Origin of the sequence: Streptomyces sp. NPDC047515, from assembly GCF_040643055.1 — a bacterium.
Lineage (GTDB): Bacteria > Actinomycetota > Actinomycetes > Streptomycetales > Streptomycetaceae > Streptomyces.
In genome coordinates, this window is the sequence record NZ_JBEYTM010000056.1 from 12,541 (window position 1) to 28,731 (window position 16,191).

Sequence of the window (16,191 nt, forward strand, 5' to 3'; positions counted from 1 at the left end):
GGCCGGCCTTCCGTCCGTCCGTACCGAGGGATTGATGTTTCGGTGAGCCAGATCGTCGTGAAACGACCTCCGCGGTCCCTGCCGCCGGAAGTCCCCATGGACGAGTTGACGTTGGAGTCCCCTCCCGAACTGCCCCGCGGGCAGCAGGAGGGCATGCTGATGCAGATCCTGCCGGTGCTCGGCATGGGTTCGTCGGTGGTCTTCTTCTTCTCGCCCCAGGCGCCTCCGTTCATGCGGATCATGGGCGTTCTGATGCTTGTCTCGACCGGCGGAATGGTGGTCGCGCAGTTGGTCCGTCATCGCCGCGGTACGCAGGGGCAAATGGCAGATGTCCGGCGCGACTACCTCAAATACCTGGCGCAGACGCGGCGTACGGTGCGCCGGACCGCGCGTCGGCAGCGGGACGTGCAGCTGTATCTGCAACCGGCTCCCGAGCAGCTGTGGTCGGTGGTCGCCGAGGGCAGCCGGGTGTGGGAACGGCGCGTCGGCGACAAGGACTTCGGGCAGGTTCGGGTCGGGCTGGGGGTGCAGCAGCTGGCCACACCGCTGATCGCCCCCGACACCGCTCCGGTGGACGAGCTGGAGCCGTTGTGCGCGGGTGCGATGCAGCGGTTCCTGGCCGTGCACGGGTCGTTGGACGGGCTGCCGATGGCCGTGTCGATCCGGGCGTTCTACCACGTGACGGTCTCCGGTCAGCCGGAGGCCGCGCACTCGGCGGCGCGCGCGCTCGTCGCGCAGCTGGTGACGCTGCACTCCCCCGAGGACCTGATGGTCGCCGTCGTGGCGGCGCGGGGCGCGGTGTCGCGCTGGGAGTGGACGAAGTGGCTTCCGCATCTGCAGGTGCCGGGGCAGATCGACGGGGCCGGAACGAAGCGGCTGTTCGGGGATGATCTGGGCGAGCTGGAGCAGTTGCTGGCGAGCCGGCTCGACGGGCGGCCGCGGTTCGGCCGGGAGGGCCAGCCGCTGCTGGACCAGCCGCACATCGTGGTGGTGCTGGACGGTGCGATGGTGCCGCCGGACTCGTTGTTCGCGGCGGCCGAGGGCATGCAGGGGGTGACGATCGTCGAGGTGGTGCCGGGCGAGCTCGACGAGCCGCGCGGCGGTCTCTCGGTGGTGGTGCGGCCGGGGCTGCTCCGGCTGGAGTCGGGTGCGGGGCTGGTGTACGAGGGTGAGCCGGACGGGATCTCGCTGCCGGCGGCCGAGGCGCTGGCCCGGCAGCTGGCGCCGCTGCGGATGGGCGGGGGCGACGACGACGAACCGCTGCTGGCCAACCTGGACTTCACGGATCTGCTGAGTCTGGGCGACGCGGCGTCGATCGACGTGGCACGGACCTGGCGGCCCCGGTCGGTCTCCGAGCGGCTGCGGGTGCCGATCGGGGTCGGCGAGGACGGCCAGCCGGTGATGCTGGACCTGAAGGAGGCCGCGCAGGACGGCATGGGTCCGCACGGCCTGTGTGTGGGCGCGACGGGGTCCGGCAAGTCGGAGCTGCTGCGGACGCTGGTGCTGGGGCTCGCGGTCACTCACTCCTCGGAGACGCTGAACTTCGTGCTCGCGGACTTCAAGGGCGGTGCGACCTTCGCCGGGATGTCGCACATGCCGCATGTGGCGGCCGTCATCACCAACCTCGCGGACGACCTGACGCTGGTCGACCGCATGGGGGACGCGATCCGCGGGGAGCTCCAGCGCCGTCAGGAGCTGCTGCGGTCCGCGGGCAACTACGCCAACATCCACGACTACGAGAAGGCGCGGGCGGCCGGAGCGGCGCTGGAGCCGCTCGCCTCACTCGTCCTGGTGATCGACGAGTTCTCCGAACTCCTCACCGCCAAGCCCGACTTCATCGACATGTTCATCCAGATCGGCCGGATCGGCCGTTCGCTGGGAGTGCATCTGCTGCTCGCCTCGCAGCGTCTGGAGGAGGGCAAGCTGCGCGGTCTCGACACGTATCTCTCGTACCGGGTCGGGCTGCGGACCTTCTCCGCCGCCGAGTCGCGTACGGCACTGGGCGTGCCCGACGCGTACCACCTGCCGTCGGTGCCCGGTTCCGGCTATCTCAAGTTCGGTACGGACGAGATGACACGGTTCAAGGCGGCGTACGTGTCGGGGACGTACCGCACCGGTGGTCCCGATCTCTCGGTGGGGGCACTGCCGATCGAGCGGCGGGCCGTGGTGTTCAGCGCCCTTCCGGTGCCGGTGGTGTACGCGGCCCCCGACCCGGCGCATCTGGTGGCGGCGCGGGCGAGCGCCGAGGACGAGGCGCTCGCCGACACGGTGCTCGATGTGATCGTGCGCCGGCTCGAAGGGCAGGGGGTGCCCGCGCATCAGGTGTGGCTGCCGCCGCTGGACCGAGCGCCGACGCTGGACCAGTTGCTGCCGGGCCTCGCGCCCACCGCCGAGCGGGGATTCACGGCCACGGAGTACACGCGTCCGGGCGGACTGACCGTGCCGCTCGGGCTCATCGACAAGCCCTTCGAGCAGCGGCGCGAGGTGCTGTACCGGGACTTCTCGGGCGCCGCGGGCCACATGTTGGTCGTCGGCGGACCGCAGTCCGGCAAGTCGACGCTGGTACGGACGCTCATCTCGTCGTTCGCCCTCACCCACACCCCGCACGAGGTGCAGTTCTACGGACTGGACTTCGGTGGCGGCGGCCTGGTCTCGCTGGCGGAGCTGCCGCACGTCGGCGGAATGGCCTCCCGGCTGGACCCGGAGCGGGTGCGGCGTACGGTCGCCGAGGTCGCCGGTGTGCTGAACCGGCGTGAGGAGTTCTTCCGCGCCCACGCCATCGACTCCATCGCCACGTACCGGCGCAAGCGCGCCCTGGGCGAACTGCCCGGCGAGGCCTGGGGCGACGTCTTCCTGGTGGTCGACGGCTGGGGCGGATTCCGGTCCGAGTACGAGATGCTGGAGCAGGTCGTCACCGACATCGCCGCGCGCGGGCTCGGCTACGGCATCCACGTCGTCATCACGGCCGCCCGCTACATGGAGGTGCGGGCCGCGCTGAAGGACCAGATCCTCGGCCGGCTGGAGCTGCGGCTCGGCGATGTCATGGACTCCGAGTTCGACCGCAAGGTCGCGGCCAATGTCCCCGCGGGTGTTCCGGGCCGGGGACAGGTGGCGCAGAAACTGCACTTCATGGGGGCGCTGCCGCGCATCGACTCCTCCAGCAGCGCCGCGGATCTCTCCGACGGTACGGCCGCGCTCGTCGGATCGGTGAAGGCCAACTGGGCGGGGCCCGCGGCGCCGGCCGTACGGCTGCTGCCGCGCAAGCTGCCGGCCGATCATCTGCCGAAGGGCTTCGAGTTCCCCCAGCGGGGCATCGCGATCGGTATCGACGAGACCGATCTGGAGCCGGTGTTCGTCGACTTCGAGACCGATCCGTTCTTCCTCGTCTTCGGGGAGAGCGAATCGGGGAAGACCAATCTGCTGCGGCTGATCGCGAAGCAGATCGCGGAGCGCTACTCCCCCGACGAGGCGAAGCTCGTCGTCGGCGACTACCGGCGGGCGCTGCTGGGTGCGCTGCCGGAGAGCCATCTGCTGGAGTACGCACCGATGGCGAGCTCGATGCAGATGCACATGGAGGCACTGGCCGGGGTGTTCGCGCGCCGACAGCCTCCGACGGACGTCACCCCGCAGCAGCTGCGGGACCGCAGTTGGTGGACCGGTCCGCAGATCTTCATCATCGTCGACGACTACGACCTGGTGGCGACGAACGCGGGCAATCCGCTCGCACCGCTGGCGGAGTATCTGCCGTTCGCGCGGGACACCGGGGTCCGCTTCATCATCGCGCGGAACTCCGCCGGGGCGTCGCGGTCGATGTACGAGGCGTTCATGCAGCGCATCAAGGAGCTGGGGGCGCAGGGCGTGGTGCTCTCCGGTGATCCGTCCGAGGGCGATCTGATCGGTTCGGTGCGCGGGCACGCGATGCCGCCGGGGCGCGGGTACTTCGCCTCGCGCCGCCGGGGGAACCCGCTGGTGCAGATCGGTCGGCTGCCGGAGCAGCACTGAGCCGACGGGGAGCCGGGGCGGGATTCTCACGCACCCCGGCTCCTTCGGCGGGCACAGGTGTATTAGCGTCTCCTAAGTGATCTCCACCCGTGCGGGCGAGGGGCATCAGGTGTACGACAGTCGCTGTTTCGGGGGAGCTCAGGGGTTTTGACGAGGAATGGGGTCTGCTGCACGGTCGGTGGCCTTCTTGGTGTTCGGCTCCAGCTCGGCCTCGATCGTGTTGACGTCCACCGCGGCGGTCAAGGAGTTCGAGCTCATGCTCAATGGTCGGACGACCGGCAGCACCCAAGCCCACACGTACCTGACCGACACCACCAATTGACCGCCCCAAGCAACACGTCCCCGGCCCGACCGGTCGCTCCCCACCTGCCGCGGAGGAACACCACATGTCCGAACCATCCGCCGGCAAAACGCCCAACCGCCGTCCCCTGTACGCGGTCACCGCCGCCCTGCTCGCCGTGGCCATGGCCGGGGGCGCGTGGTTCCTGCTCGGCCGGGGGCAGCCGACGGACTACTGCGGCACGCTCATCAAGGATGATCGTGTCAAGTCCGCGCTCGGCTCGCACCGCTCGGCCGACATGAGTTGCGCGGATCTGGGTGCGGCGGTGAAGGCCGCCACCACCGGTGGCAAGGTCGCGCCGCACACCCGGGCCCAGGCCGACAGCATGAAGAAGATCCTGCTCGCCGTGAACGACAGTCTCGTCCACGACGACCGGGCTCTCGCCGCGGATCTCCGGATGCCACTCGCCGAATCCCTGGCCGCCTACGCGAACGACACCCAGGAGATCCTGGACGGCACCAACTCCGAGTACACCCGGTGGGTCTCCCCGAACAGCATCGCGTGGCAGGACGAAACGGGGTACCACTTCTCGGTGTTCCGGGGCGAACTCGTCCGCGTGCTGCGGGGCGTCTCGGAGGAACCGACGGCGTACGCGATCCTGCGCGATGCCCAGACGCGATGGGGTGCGGCGCAGCTCGGTTCGCTGACCGCGGAGGCGAAGAGCAACGTTCTGGAGGGTGCGCCGGTCACCAATGCCTCGGCTCTCGGCGGCTACGACGCGATCGCGGCCGACGTGGTGCGGGACAAGGAGGCGTCGGCCGCGGCCCGGTGGAGGGAAGCGGTGTACACGGCCCTGAGCAGCCCCGAGGCGACCGCGTCGGCGACCCCTCGGTCCGCACTGTCCGACCGGGTCGCCGAGAAGTGGCGGGCGTCGCTGGCATCGGTACCGGCCAAGGAACGGACGGACCACCTGCGCAAGCAGGGCACGTTCATGTTCACCACCTGGGCCGAGGCGGCGGGGGTGGGCCGTGACCGGGCGGAGCCGGTGGAGACGCAGTGCCGTCTGACCAGTGGGGAGCAGTACGCCGCACTCGCCCAGAGCCTGAGAATGTCGTGACGATCGGGAAGCTGAAGGGGAACACCGCATGTCCGGACCGTCTGCCGCCGCGCAGCCGCCGCCTGCTGTACGGAGCCGCCGCCTCGTTGATCGCCGTGGTCCTGGCCGGAGGGGCGTGGTTTCTGTTCAGCCGGGGGCAAGCGGCGGTCGGCTGCGAGGGGCTCGGCCAGGACCGTCGTGTCAAGTCCGCGCTCGGCTCGCACTACTCGTCCGAGATGAGCTGCTCGGAGCTCGGCGCGGCGGTGAGGACCAGCACCACAGGTGGCGGTGCCGGGCCGCGCACCAAGGCTCAGGCTGACAGCATGAAGCAGGTCCTGCTCGCCGTGAACGACAGTGTTGACGGGGACGGCCGGGCCGTTGCCGCAGACCTCCGGAAACCGCTCGCCGAGTCACTGGCCGGTTACGCGAACGATGTTCAAGAAATTCTGGACGGTGTCAGCTCGGAGTACTTCGACGCGGACGGCCAGGACGATCCCGCGTGGCAGGACAAGGACGAGGCGGGTTACCACTTCTCCGTGTACTACGGCGATCTCGTCAACGTGCTGCTGGCTGTCGCAGAGGACCCGGCGGCGTACGCGGTGCTGCGCAACGCCCAGACGGAGTGGGGGGCAGCTCAGCTCGCCTCCCTGTCCAGCGCGACGATGGGCAAGAACCTGGTGGCGGCCCCCACACCCAACGCGTCGGCACTCGGGGCCTATGACGCGATCGCTGCCGATGTGGTGCGGCGCAAGGGGGCATCGTCCGGGGCCCAGTGGACGGGCACGGTGTTCAAGGCACTGCACAGGCCCGCGACAATCGCTCCGGCGCCCCCTCCGTCCGCGCTGTCCGACCGGATCACGAAGAGCTGGCGAGCGTCATTGGTGTCGGTGCCGGCCGGGCAGCGGACGGACCGGCTGGGCCGGCAAGGGCTGTTCATGTTCACCACTTGGGCCGAGGCCGTGGGGATGAGCCGCGAGCGGGCGGAGGTCGTGGGGGAGTTGTACCGCCTCAGCAGCGAGAGCGGGTACGGCCGGCTGATGTCGCGCCTGAAAATGTCATGACGGCACTTCCGGAAGAGTGCCCGCAGGAGTCGCGATGAGCGACACGACGCCGTCGCCCGAGCCCGGGAGCAAGCGGCTCCGCACTCGGCCGCGGCGCCCTGCGGGCGGTCGCTACCACCGTGGCACGGATGCTGTAAACACCGGGACCGCTGGGCGCGGCAGCGGGGATAGTCTGTTCGCGGGCGACGAACGCGTTCCGCCACGGGAGAGGAAAGGCACCTGATGGGCACGCAAGCGGAGAAGGACGAGCTGTACGCACTCGACATCTCGGGGGTGGAGTGGCTGAGTGCGCCCGGTACCGAGGAGGCCGAGGAGCGCGTCGAGATCGCGCATCTGCCGGGCGGCGCGGTGGCGATGAGGTCCTCGTTGGATCCCGGGACCGTGCTGCGGTACACCGAGGCCGAGTGGACTGCCTTCGTCCTGGGCGCACGGGACGGCGAGTTCGACCTGAAGTAGTCGCCGTGGCAGGACACGAAGAGGGGCACGCCCGTCGGAGCGTGCCCCTCTTCGTGTGCGGCCGCGGGTGGTCAGTACGCCTCGGTGAAGGCGCGCGAAGCCTTGAGGTCCGTGGCCCGGTAGCTGTCCTTGCCGGACTCGATGATCTTCGCGACCTGCTCCAGGCGGTTCTTCATGTGGTCCGCCTTCTCCTTGTACTTGCGCTGGAGGTTCACGTACTCCCGGTGCGCCTCACCGTCCCAGGTGTCGGTGACAACCTTGAGTGAGGCGTCCATCTCCGTGAGGTCGTTGACGATGTCCTGCGAGACCTTGCGGATACGGTTCGCCATCTCCTGGACGCTCTCGTACCTGACCTTGGTGTTCGGGTCGTGCCCCATGTCGTGTCCTCTCCTCGGTGCTCAGCATGTGCGGAAGGGGTGGTGCGGCGTCGCTCAGACGGTGTTCAGACCGGAGGTGTTGGCCGACGGCCCCTGGTCCTTGACCGCGTTGAAGGCCGCACGGACCTCCTCGTCATTGGCGTTGCTGAGGTTCTTGGTGCTGCCCACCGCGTTGAGCAGGACGTTGAGGAGCCGACGGATCTCGTCGTGGTCCTCGTTGATCATGATCTGTGCGGAGGTGAACCCCGAGGCGCCGACACCCGTCCATCCGGCGGCGGCCGTCGCGAGGATGTCCGCCAGCTCCCTGGACTGCCGGGACACCCCCTGGGCCGTCTCGATGATCTTATTCTTCGCCTGGACGATCGGATCGTCGGCGAGTCCGAAACCGCCTGCGGGATTGGTCATCCGGAGGTCCTATCTCTCAGTTCCCGGGCCTGCCCGCGTGTCGCGGTCAAGCTTCTTCCTGCCCCCGTGTGCTCCGGCAAAGGGGTGGGGAAAGCACGGGACCGGGCCGCGCTTTGTCGGCATTTCCGCGCTCCGAAATCGGACTCGGCCACTTCTCGTTCCCCCGTCACACACGTGAAGTCTGGTACCACCCTAGTCATTTCGTCGGCTCTCCCCAACTGTGGTTCGCGAAGGCCGAGTCGGCGCATCGGGCGGGCGGTGTCATCGCGGAGCGCGCCTTCGGCGAACGTCCCGGACGACCGTCGCGGTCCCGGCGATCACACTGACCACGACGGCCGCCACGGCGAGCGCGTAGGTGGCGTACCGCTCGTCGCGCTCCCGCGGGGTCTCCGAGAGCGAGAGGTGCGCGGGCTCGGGAGCGGGTGCCCTGGGCGGTGCCGGATCGGGGTGCGGGGCATCCTGCGGGACGTCGTCGCCGGACAGGGCACGGACCGGGTCGACCACGCCCCAGCCGACGAAGGCGTCGTGGCCGGTGACGGAGCGTTCGGCGGTCTGCTCGATCCGGGCGACGATCTGGGCCGCCGTCCACTTCGGGTACTTGGCGCGCATCAGGGCGGCGACCCCGGCGACGTACGGGGCTGAGAAGCTCGTGCCGTTGTCGGTGCACTGACCGTTGCCGGGGACGGTGGAGACGATGTCGACGCCCGGTGCGGCGACCCCGACGAACTCACCGGCCTGGGAGAAGGGGGCGCGTTCGTTGTTGCGGTCGGAGGAGGCGACGGCGAGGACCCCGTCGAAGGCCGCGGGATAGGTGAGCTTCAGTTGGCCGTCCATGCCGTCATTGCCCGCGGAGGCGACCACGACGATGTTCTTGGCGAGCGCCCTGGCCACCGCCCGGCCCAGGGCGGACGTCTCCGTCAGGGGTTGGGTCGTGTCCTGGGAGATGTTGATGACGTCGGCCCCCTTGGCGATCGCGTGGTCGATCGCGGTCGCCATCGTGGTGTCCTTGCCGCTGTTCTTCTCGTCGTTCTGGCGGATCGGGATGATCGTGGCCTCGGGGGCCAGTCCGACGAATCCGGTGCCCTTCCGGGGGCGGGCGGCGATGATGCCCGCGACCTTGGTGCCGTGTCCGACCTCGTCGACCGTGCCGTCGCTCTTGCCGCCCTTGAGGTAGTCGGCGCCCGCGGACACGTCGACGGCCGGCTTGAGCTGCGGATTGACGTTGTCCACGCCGGTGTCGATGACCGCGACCCGTACCCCCTTGCCCTTGGTGTCCTGCCACAGTTCGTCCAGCAGGACGCGCTGCAGCGACCAGGGGCGGCCCTCGTACTGCCGCTTCATCGGGAAGGTGCATTCGCCGCTGCCGTCCACGCCCAGCGCACCGGGGTCCCGGGCTCCGTCGACGGCGTACGCGGCCGTCGGCGCCGCCAGTGCGAGCAGCACGGCGACGACCGCCGTCGGCAGGACCGTCCTGCGGTACGACATCTGTTCCTCTCCCCCGGGGTCCGCGATTCCCGCGGCGCTCCGGAACGTCATGAACCCTGGGGCTGGCGGGCGCTGTTGGTATCGAGCCGGGGGCCCTTGGACAGGAAATCCGACCAGGCGATCGGTACGAGGACGGGCGTGACCTTCTCATATCCGAGCCTGCTCTGCGCCTGGCTGGGCTCGGGGCGGCCGTCCGACTGCTTCTGCCCGTCGCCGGCGCCGATGTCGGAGCGCCGGGCATCGCTGTCGCCGTTCGCCTGGACCGCGTACCGCAGTCCGGTGTCGGTCACCAGGAAGAGCGATCCGTCGGGGCTGGTCTGCCGGCCCCGGACCTGGGTGTAGAGCAGGCCGCTGCCGGGGGTCACATAGGTGCTGGTGCCTCCGGCGCCGATGGTGGCGGGGTAGGCGGTGCCCGCCCAGGTGCTCAGGGTCGTGCGTCCCGAGCCGTCGACCTTGCGCAGCACACTGCAGATGGTGTCGCGGCTGCCACTGCCGCCCTCCGCGGAGTTCACCTGGTCGGCCTTGCGGGCCGGCCAGCGTGCGGCCTGTCCGGCGAAGGGCGCGACATCGGGCACGAAGTCCTGCAGACCCACGGCGCGTGCCTCGCTGTCCAGGTTGAGGACGGCTGTCTGTGGGGAGTTGATGAGCAGCCAGGCGGTGAACTCGGAGACCGGCTGCACCATTCCGTCGAGCACGACGTAGTAACCGGTGCCCTCACCGGTCCTGGTCCTGAGGACCATGCCGACCCTGTTCTCCTCGGCGGAGAGCTGCCCTTCGACATGTGCCGCGGCGCCGACGGTGCCCGGGATCCGCGGGAAGACGATCGGGCTGCCGTCGTGCAGGGTGGCCAGCCAGTCGTCGGTGACGGACTGCGGCTGCCTGCTGCCGACCAGGGCGTTGGTCAGATGGCCGTTGTCGGCGGCGGTCTCCTTGATGCGGTACTTGGTGCCGTTCGCGCCGACGAGATAGCGGGCCCGGTCCTGGCCCTGCACGTACAGCACCTGGCCGCCGGCGAGCCGCTTCCTGCCCTCGGTCAGCCTGGTGTCGCGTTCGCCGAAGACGAAGGCGGCCTTCTGCACCGTGTTGCCCTTGCCACCGGGCTGTACGCAGACGGCCCACCGCTTGGCCGTCCCGGCGTCCTTCGCGTCGGGCAGCCGGTCGGGGGCGTAGGGGATGCCCAGGATCGGTCCGCGCGGGGGTTTGCCCGCGTCCAGGACCTCGTCGCCGACCTGGATGACGTCGTAGTTCTGCGGGTTGAGGAGCAGCCGGGCCGAGGCGAGGTTGAGCACGGGGTGCAGGAGGGTCTTCTTCCTGCCGCCCTGGCCTGTGGTGAGCACGACGTAGCGGGTGGTGGACTTCTTGCCGACGATCACCTTGGTGCCGGGCTTGTCCCAGTCCTTGGGCGCGGTGGGCTTGAACATGCCGAAGGCGCCGAAGCCCGCGAGGATCAGCGCACCGACGACCATGCTGGGAAGGACCGCGCGCAGCGGTCGCGGAGCGCCCTCCTCGGTGCCGGTGGGCGAGGGTTGGAGGAATGCCGCCACCGTGCGTTTCTTCGCAAAGGTGTACGCGTTGAGCTCATCCCGCCGTGATGCCATGAGTCGCTTTTTCTCCCGTGTCTCCCCGCGCGGCACCAGGAGCGGTCGCTTCCGGCTCCCGTGCCGGGCCCGCGATGCCGGACCTAGGTGCCGGACCGGCCCCTACTATGCCTGCTGACCGTCGGTGACGGTGGGGCGGGTAGGGTGATCCAGCCGCCGAAGCCCCGTACGGGACAGGCGGAATACGGGCGGAGTTGGGGACTGATGAACGGGGGGAATGCCGGAATGACGGCTTCCGCAACACGGACGCGTCCGGCCGGGAACGCACATGTCCCCGCTGCTCCCCCGGCCGGTGGGCCACCGGCCTCCCGCCGCCCCGCCCGGGGCGCGGGCGGGCGGACGCCCGGTCGGCTCGACGGACTTCCCGGACTGTTCGGTTCGTTCCGATTGCAACAGCTCGTACTGCTGGAGATCGCGGCCGCGCTGCTGCTCACGGCATGGGTGATCGAACCCCTGCTGCTGGCCCCGGCCGCCGTTCTCGCCGCGCTGCTGGTGCTGTTGGCCGTCGTGCGCAGACACCGCCGCTCGCTTCCGGAGTGGCTGGGCACCGTCCTCTCGCTGCGCGCGCGCTCCCGCAGGGCCGGCTCGCTGGAGCTTCCCGCGGGCACGGAGCCGGGCATCGCGCCCGTCGTCGAGTGCGATCCGGCGCTGCGTACGTACTCCTTCAGCGACCGTGACCGGCGGCCCGTGGGCATGATCGGCGACGGTACGTTCGTCACGGCCGTGCTCCAGGTGGAGTCGGACGCCACGGCGCTCAGGCCGGACCGGTCCGCGCAGCCGCTGCCTCTGGCGCTCGTGAGGGACGTCCTCGAAGTCGACGGCATCCGGCTGGAGTCGGCGCAGATCGTGCAGCACACCCAGCCCGCGCCCGCCCCGCATCTGCCCCCGCAGTCCGTCGCCGCGCGCAACTACGCACCGCTGCAGGCGCAGACGGGTTCGCCCGCCGTCCGGATCACCTGGATCGCGCTCAAGCTGGCCCCGGAGCTGTGTCCGGAGGCGGTGCAGGCGCGCGGCGGCGGCATCACGGGCGCCCAGAAATGCGTGGTGCGCGCGGCCGACCAGCTGTCCAGCAGGCTGACCGGGGCGGGTTTCCGCGCGACGGTGCTGACCGAGCAGGAGCTGACGTCCGCGATCGCGACCTCGGTCTGCGCCAGTGCGCCGGCCATGGCGCAGGCCGGCCGGACCGGGACGCCGGCGCGCCGCACCGAGGAGACCTCGCGGACCTGGCGCTGCGACGACCGGTGGCACACCACCTACTGGGTGGCCCGCTGGCCGCAGTTCGGCGGCGGCAGCGGGGGCGCGGCGATGCCACAGCTCGTCGCCCTGCTCACCTCGATGCCCGCGCTCGCCACGACCTTCAGCCTCACACTGGGGCACGGCGAACGGCAGGGCGTCTCGATCACCGGGCACATCCGGATCACCGGGCGCAGCGACGAGGAACTGCTGGGCGCCCGCCATGAGTTGGAGCGCACCGCGCGCGGCGTCAGGACCTCGCTGGTCCGGCTCGACCGCGAGCAACTGCCCGGTGTGCTCGCCACGCTGCCGCTCGGGGGTACCCGCTGATGTCCGTACCCACGCACGCCCGTGCCCGGCTCGGCTTCGGGCTGATCGGTCCGCGTCGCGGACGCCGGTCGGTCTCGCTCGACCAGTTGGCGTCGCTGGCCCTGCCGGTCGGTGACGACGGCATGGTGATCGGTGTGGACGCCCACGGCCGCCCCGCCGTGCTCGGCGTCAACCGGCCGACCCCGTACGACGTCACACTGATCGGCGGGCTGTGGACGGCGCAGGTGTTCGCGCTGCGGGCCGCCGCGACCGGGGCACGGATCGTCGTGGAGACCGGGCGGGCCCCGACATGGACGGGGCTCGCGCACGCCGCGGGCGGCGGTCAGCCGTGCATCACACTGCACGATGTGGGGCGGGTGCCGCCGCAGGGGCCGTCGGCCGGTTCGCCGGTGGTCGTGGTGCGGGACTGCGGCATGCGGCCGCCGCGCGGGCGCGTGGTGTCCGGACCGTGGCAGTCGGTGCTGACGCTGCTGCCCTATCTCAGTCCGGTGGCGCCGAGGCTGATCGAGAAGTCGGCCCTGGTCGGCATTCAGCGGGTATCTCCTGACGAAGCGGCACAGCTCGGTCGCATCCTGAATCTTCCGGCTGCCGAGACGCAGGCGCTGTCCACCCTGGCGGACGGGGTCACCCTCTGGTGCTCGGGGCAGGACCGGCAGTTCGTGATGACCCAGGCGACCGACGCCGAGACCGGATTGCTGGGCGGCGCGCGCCGGATGGACTGACAGGGTCCGGCCTCCTCGCGGCGTGCACGGAGCGTTCGGCATTCCGTGCGCAGTTGCACGAGTTTGACCGTTTCGCCCTTCACGCTGTGCCGTACTCGGTTCACTTGGGGGGCAGTGCGTGATGTACGGGACAGCTCCCGCGGTGCCGTACGGCCTGCCGGAGCGGGCCCCATGACGATTAGGGTGGGTCCGGGCGCGGCAGAAGAACCTGCGGGCAGGCGATGCGGGTCCCGGGGGGAGAGCCGGGCGGTCAGGAAGTCGGAAACGCTCGCCCCCACCCACCACGGCACAAGGGTGCTCGACCACACCAGGAGGCAAAGTGAACGGCGATCGGGACGAGATCCGCGGGGGCTGGAACAAGCCCGTCGACGAGTCGTCCGACGCGGAGCCCGCCGAGATGACGGGTGAGTTCACCATCGACTACACCCCGCCCGCCTGGTACACGCAGAACGCGCCGGGGGACTCGTCGGGCGGTGCCGGAACACACCTGGCGCCGCCTCCGCCGCCCAACGGGGCGCCGTTGTCCGTGCCCGCGCCGCCGGCCGGCGGCGGGTTCGACCCCGACTGGGCTCCGGCACCACCCGCGCCGGCTCCGGTTCAGTCCGTGGCGGGGGACTCCGCGCCCACCCCTGCCGCGGCTCCTGCCGAGGGGACCGCGGCGGCCTCTCCCGACGGGATGACGGACCCCTTCGGGGGCGGCGATGTGGAGAGCGGCGCGACCATGCGGTTCTCCCCGGCCGCACTGAAGCGGGAGATCGCGGAGCGCGAGGAGACGTCGAAGAACGCGGGCGCGGACGGCTCGGGTTCGGATGCGGGTACGGGCTCCGCGGGTGCCGGTACCGGTGCCGGTGCCGGCACCCGCGGTGCTGACGGTACGGACGAGAGCGAGGTGTCCGCCTCCGACTCCGTTTCCGACCCGGACTCCGTTTCCGGCTCCGCGCCGGCGGCGGACGCGAGCGCCGATGGGCCGGACGGCGCTGCCGTCGTGGATTCCGGTGCCGACGCCGCGGCAACCGCCGGGGCTCCGGCCGGCACCACGGGCGGCGCCGACGGCCCCGAGGACTCCGCGCCCTCCGACGCCGTCACGGACGCCGCGCCCCAGGACGCACCGCCGCTCGGCGCACCGCAGGACGCCCCGGCTCCCGCCGCGCCGACCCCCTGGGCCCCGGGGCCGCCGCAGGCCGGTCTGCCGCCGCTGCCGCCCGCCTTCCAGCCCGCCGCGCCGCAGCCCCTCGCGCCCCAGCCGGCGCAGCAGTGGCCCGCCCCCGGCCCGGCAGGCCAGGGGCAGCCCGGCGGCTACGGATTCCCCAACGCCGCAGCGCCTCAGGCACCGCAGCCGCCGCAGGGCGGTTACGGGTTCCCGCAGCAGCCCGCACCCCCGGCCCAGCAGACACCGCCACAGGGGGGTTACGGGTTCCCACAGCCGCCTCAGACAGTGCAGCCCCCTCAGGCACCGCACGTGCCCCAGCAGCCGCAGCCTTCCCAGGGGCCGCAGACTCCCCAGGCACCTCAGGCACCTCAGTGGCCCGCACAGCAGGGCGTTCCCCTGCCCCCGCAGGCCCCCCAGGCACACCAGCAGCCGGTCCAGGGCATGCCGCCCCATCTGCCCGCGCAGGTCGCCCCGCAGCCGCCCGCACAGCAGCCGGGGCCCCTCGCACCGCAGCAACAGCAGGCCCCGGTGCAGGGACAGCCCGTCGACCCGCGTACCGGGGCGGCCTGGCCGACGCCGGTCACCCACGACCAGCGCGAGCGTTCCGTGCCCGGCGCCCCACTCGGCTACACGGCGGCGGTGGAGCTCTCCTCCGACCGGCTCGTCCGGGGCAAGCAGAAGGCGAAGAGCAGCCGTACGCCGTCCGGCGCGGCCCGCTTCAAGCTGGGCGGCAAGAAGGAGGAGGCCGAGCGGCAGCGCAAGCTCGACCTGATCCGTACGCCTGTGCTGTCCTGCTACCGGATCGCGGTCATCAGCCTCAAGGGCGGAGTGGGCAAGACCACGACGACCACCGCCCTCGGCGCGACCCTGGCCACCGAGCGCCAGGACAAGATCCTCGCCATCGACGCCAACCCGGACGCGGGCACGCTCGGCCGCCGGGTGCGCCGGGAGACCGGGGCCACCATCCGTGACCTGGTCCAGGCGATCCCGTACCTCAACTCGTACATGGACATCCGCCGCTTCACCTCCCAGGCGCCCTCCGGCCTGGAGATCATCGCCAACGACGTGGACCCGGCCGTCTCCACGACGTTCAACGACGAGGACTACCGGCGCGCCATCGATGTACTGGGCAAGCAGTACCCGATCATCCTCACCGACTCCGGCACCGGTCTGCTCTACAGCGCGATGCGTGGAGTGCTGGACCTCGCCGACCAGTTGATCATCATCTCGACACCGTCGGTCGACGGTGCGTCCAGCGCGTCCACCACGCTGGACTGGCTGTCGGCGCACGGGTACGCGGAGCTCGTGCAGCGTTCCCTCACCGTGATCTCCGGCGTCCGGGAGACCGGCAAGATGATCAAGGTCGATGACATCGTGCAGCACTTCGAGACGCGCTGCCGCGGCGTGGTCGTCGTACCGTTCGACGAGCATCTGGCGGCGGGCGCCGAGGTCGACCTCGACATGATGCGCCCCAAGACCCGCGAGGCGTACTTCAATCTCTCCGCCATGGTCGCCGAGGACTTCGCACGCGCCCAGCAGCAACAGGGACTGTGGACGTCGAACGGCCCCAACCCGCCCCCGCAGTACGCCCCGCCGATGCCCGGCCAGCAGCAGTACGCTCCTCAGCAGCCGCCGCAGCCCTACCCGCCGCAGCAACAGCCGCCGTACGGCGGCCCGCAGCCCCAGCAGCCCTACCCGCCGCACCCCGGCCCCGGAGTGCAACAGAACGGCTGGCAGCAGTCGTTGCCCTCCCAGGCCCAGTCCGCGGCGAGCCCGGCCGGCCCGCCGCAGCAACACCAGCGGCCCGGACAGCCAGGTCAGCCGATCCCGCCCGAGCCGCAGGGTCCCGTCCCGCCCGCCGGTTGGCAGCAGCAGCCGCCGCCAGCGCCTCAGCAGTAAGGCAACAGAGGTCTAAACCAATGAGGGCCCGCACCGTCTCCACGGTGCGGGCCCTCTGCGCATTCCCGCAGACCACACGCCATTTCGATGACCGTTG

General features: G+C 70.9%; 11 protein-coding genes. 7 read left to right on the forward strand and 4 right to left on the reverse strand.

The features are described 5' to 3' along the window. Positions 1 to 42 precede the first annotated feature (42 nt). The 4 genes from eccCa to ABZ826_RS31750 all read left to right on the forward strand — a co-directional run bounded on the left by eccCa (position 43) and on the right by ABZ826_RS31750 (position 6,895). Positions 43 to 4,002, forward strand: a complete 3,960-nt coding sequence (gene eccCa, locus ABZ826_RS31735; RefSeq protein ID WP_361455982.1) for a type VII secretion protein EccCa — start codon at positions 43 to 45, stop codon at positions 4,000 to 4,002. Between the two features lie 386 nt (positions 4,003 to 4,388). Continuing rightward, a complete protein-coding gene (locus ABZ826_RS31740) occupies positions 4,389 to 5,399 on the forward strand; it encodes a hypothetical protein (RefSeq protein WP_361455985.1) in 1,011 nt (336 codons plus the stop codon). Next, positions 5,396 to 6,439 (forward strand): hypothetical protein, encoded by a 1,044-nt coding sequence (locus ABZ826_RS31745; protein WP_361455988.1) that lies wholly within the window; start codon positions 5,396 to 5,398, stop codon positions 6,437 to 6,439. The genes ABZ826_RS31740 and ABZ826_RS31745 overlap by 4 nt, the downstream gene beginning before the upstream one ends. A 222-nt stretch (positions 6,440 to 6,661) precedes the next feature. Beyond that, positions 6,662 to 6,895: a DUF397 domain-containing protein gene (locus ABZ826_RS31750; RefSeq protein WP_351084679.1), complete on the forward strand. Its 234-nt coding sequence runs from the start codon at positions 6,662 to 6,664 to the stop codon at positions 6,893 to 6,895. A gap of 71 nt (positions 6,896 to 6,966) precedes the next feature. On the opposite strand, the gene ABZ826_RS31755 is transcribed toward ABZ826_RS31750, so the two are convergent. The 4 genes from ABZ826_RS31755 to eccB form a co-directional block, all read right to left on the reverse strand. Continuing rightward, on the reverse strand, positions 6,967 to 7,272 hold the full coding sequence (locus ABZ826_RS31755) for a WXG100 family type VII secretion target (RefSeq protein WP_361455992.1): 306 nt from the start codon (positions 7,270 to 7,272) through the stop codon (positions 6,967 to 6,969). 54 nt (positions 7,273 to 7,326) lie between these two features. Further along, positions 7,327 to 7,677 carry a hypothetical protein gene (locus tag ABZ826_RS31760; RefSeq protein WP_361455995.1) on the reverse strand — a complete coding sequence of 117 codons (351 nt, stop codon included), beginning with the start codon at positions 7,675 to 7,677 and terminating at the stop codon, positions 7,327 to 7,329. A gap of 261 nt (positions 7,678 to 7,938) precedes the next feature. Then, entirely contained in the window at positions 7,939 to 9,162 is a 1,224-nt protein-coding gene (gene mycP / locus ABZ826_RS31765) for a type VII secretion-associated serine protease mycosin (RefSeq protein ID WP_361455998.1), read from the reverse strand. Positions 9,163 to 9,209: 47 nt separating this feature from the next. Beyond that, positions 9,210 to 10,760 (reverse strand): type VII secretion protein EccB, encoded by a 1,551-nt coding sequence (gene eccB / locus ABZ826_RS31770; protein WP_361456001.1) that lies wholly within the window; start codon positions 10,758 to 10,760, stop codon positions 9,210 to 9,212. A 225-nt stretch (positions 10,761 to 10,985) separates the two neighbouring features. On the opposite strand from eccB, the gene eccE reads away from it, so the two are divergent. The 3 genes from eccE to ABZ826_RS31785 all read left to right on the forward strand — a co-directional run bounded on the left by eccE (position 10,986) and on the right by ABZ826_RS31785 (position 16,094). Then, positions 10,986 to 12,323: a type VII secretion protein EccE gene (gene eccE / locus ABZ826_RS31775; RefSeq protein ID WP_361456004.1), complete on the forward strand. Its 1,338-nt coding sequence runs from the start codon at positions 10,986 to 10,988 to the stop codon at positions 12,321 to 12,323. Then, positions 12,323 to 13,045 (forward strand): hypothetical protein, encoded by a 723-nt coding sequence (locus ABZ826_RS31780; RefSeq protein ID WP_361456007.1) that lies wholly within the window; start codon positions 12,323 to 12,325, stop codon positions 13,043 to 13,045. Before eccE ends, ABZ826_RS31780 begins: the two co-directional genes overlap by 1 nt. A 319-nt stretch (positions 13,046 to 13,364) precedes the next feature. Then, complete coding sequence (locus ABZ826_RS31785; RefSeq protein ID WP_361456010.1) at positions 13,365 to 16,094, forward strand: SCO5717 family growth-regulating ATPase; 2,730 nt, start codon at positions 13,365 to 13,367, stop codon at positions 16,092 to 16,094. The last annotated feature ends 97 nt before the right edge of the window (positions 16,095 to 16,191 follow it).

Coding starts and splice junctions, on each gene's coding strand:
- ABZ826_RS31740 (WP_361455985.1), top strand. CDS start 4,389: ATGTCCGAACCATCCGCCGGCAAAACGCCCAACCGCCGTCCCCTGTAC.
- ABZ826_RS31750 (WP_351084679.1), top strand. CDS start 6,662: ATGGGCACGCAAGCGGAGAAGGACGAGCTGTACGCACTCGACATCTCG.
- ABZ826_RS31755 (WP_361455992.1), bottom strand. CDS start 7,272: ATGGGGCACGACCCGAACACCAAGGTCAGGTACGAGAGCGTCCAGGAG.
- ABZ826_RS31760 (WP_361455995.1), bottom strand. CDS start 7,677: ATGACCAATCCCGCAGGCGGTTTCGGACTCGCCGACGATCCGATCGTC.
- mycP (WP_361455998.1), bottom strand. CDS start 9,162: ATGTCGTACCGCAGGACGGTCCTGCCGACGGCGGTCGTCGCCGTGCTG.
- eccB (WP_361456001.1), bottom strand. CDS start 10,760: ATGGCATCACGGCGGGATGAGCTCAACGCGTACACCTTTGCGAAGAAA.
- eccE (WP_361456004.1), top strand. CDS start 10,986: ATGACGGCTTCCGCAACACGGACGCGTCCGGCCGGGAACGCACATGTC.
- ABZ826_RS31780 (WP_361456007.1), top strand. CDS start 12,323: ATGTCCGTACCCACGCACGCCCGTGCCCGGCTCGGCTTCGGGCTGATC.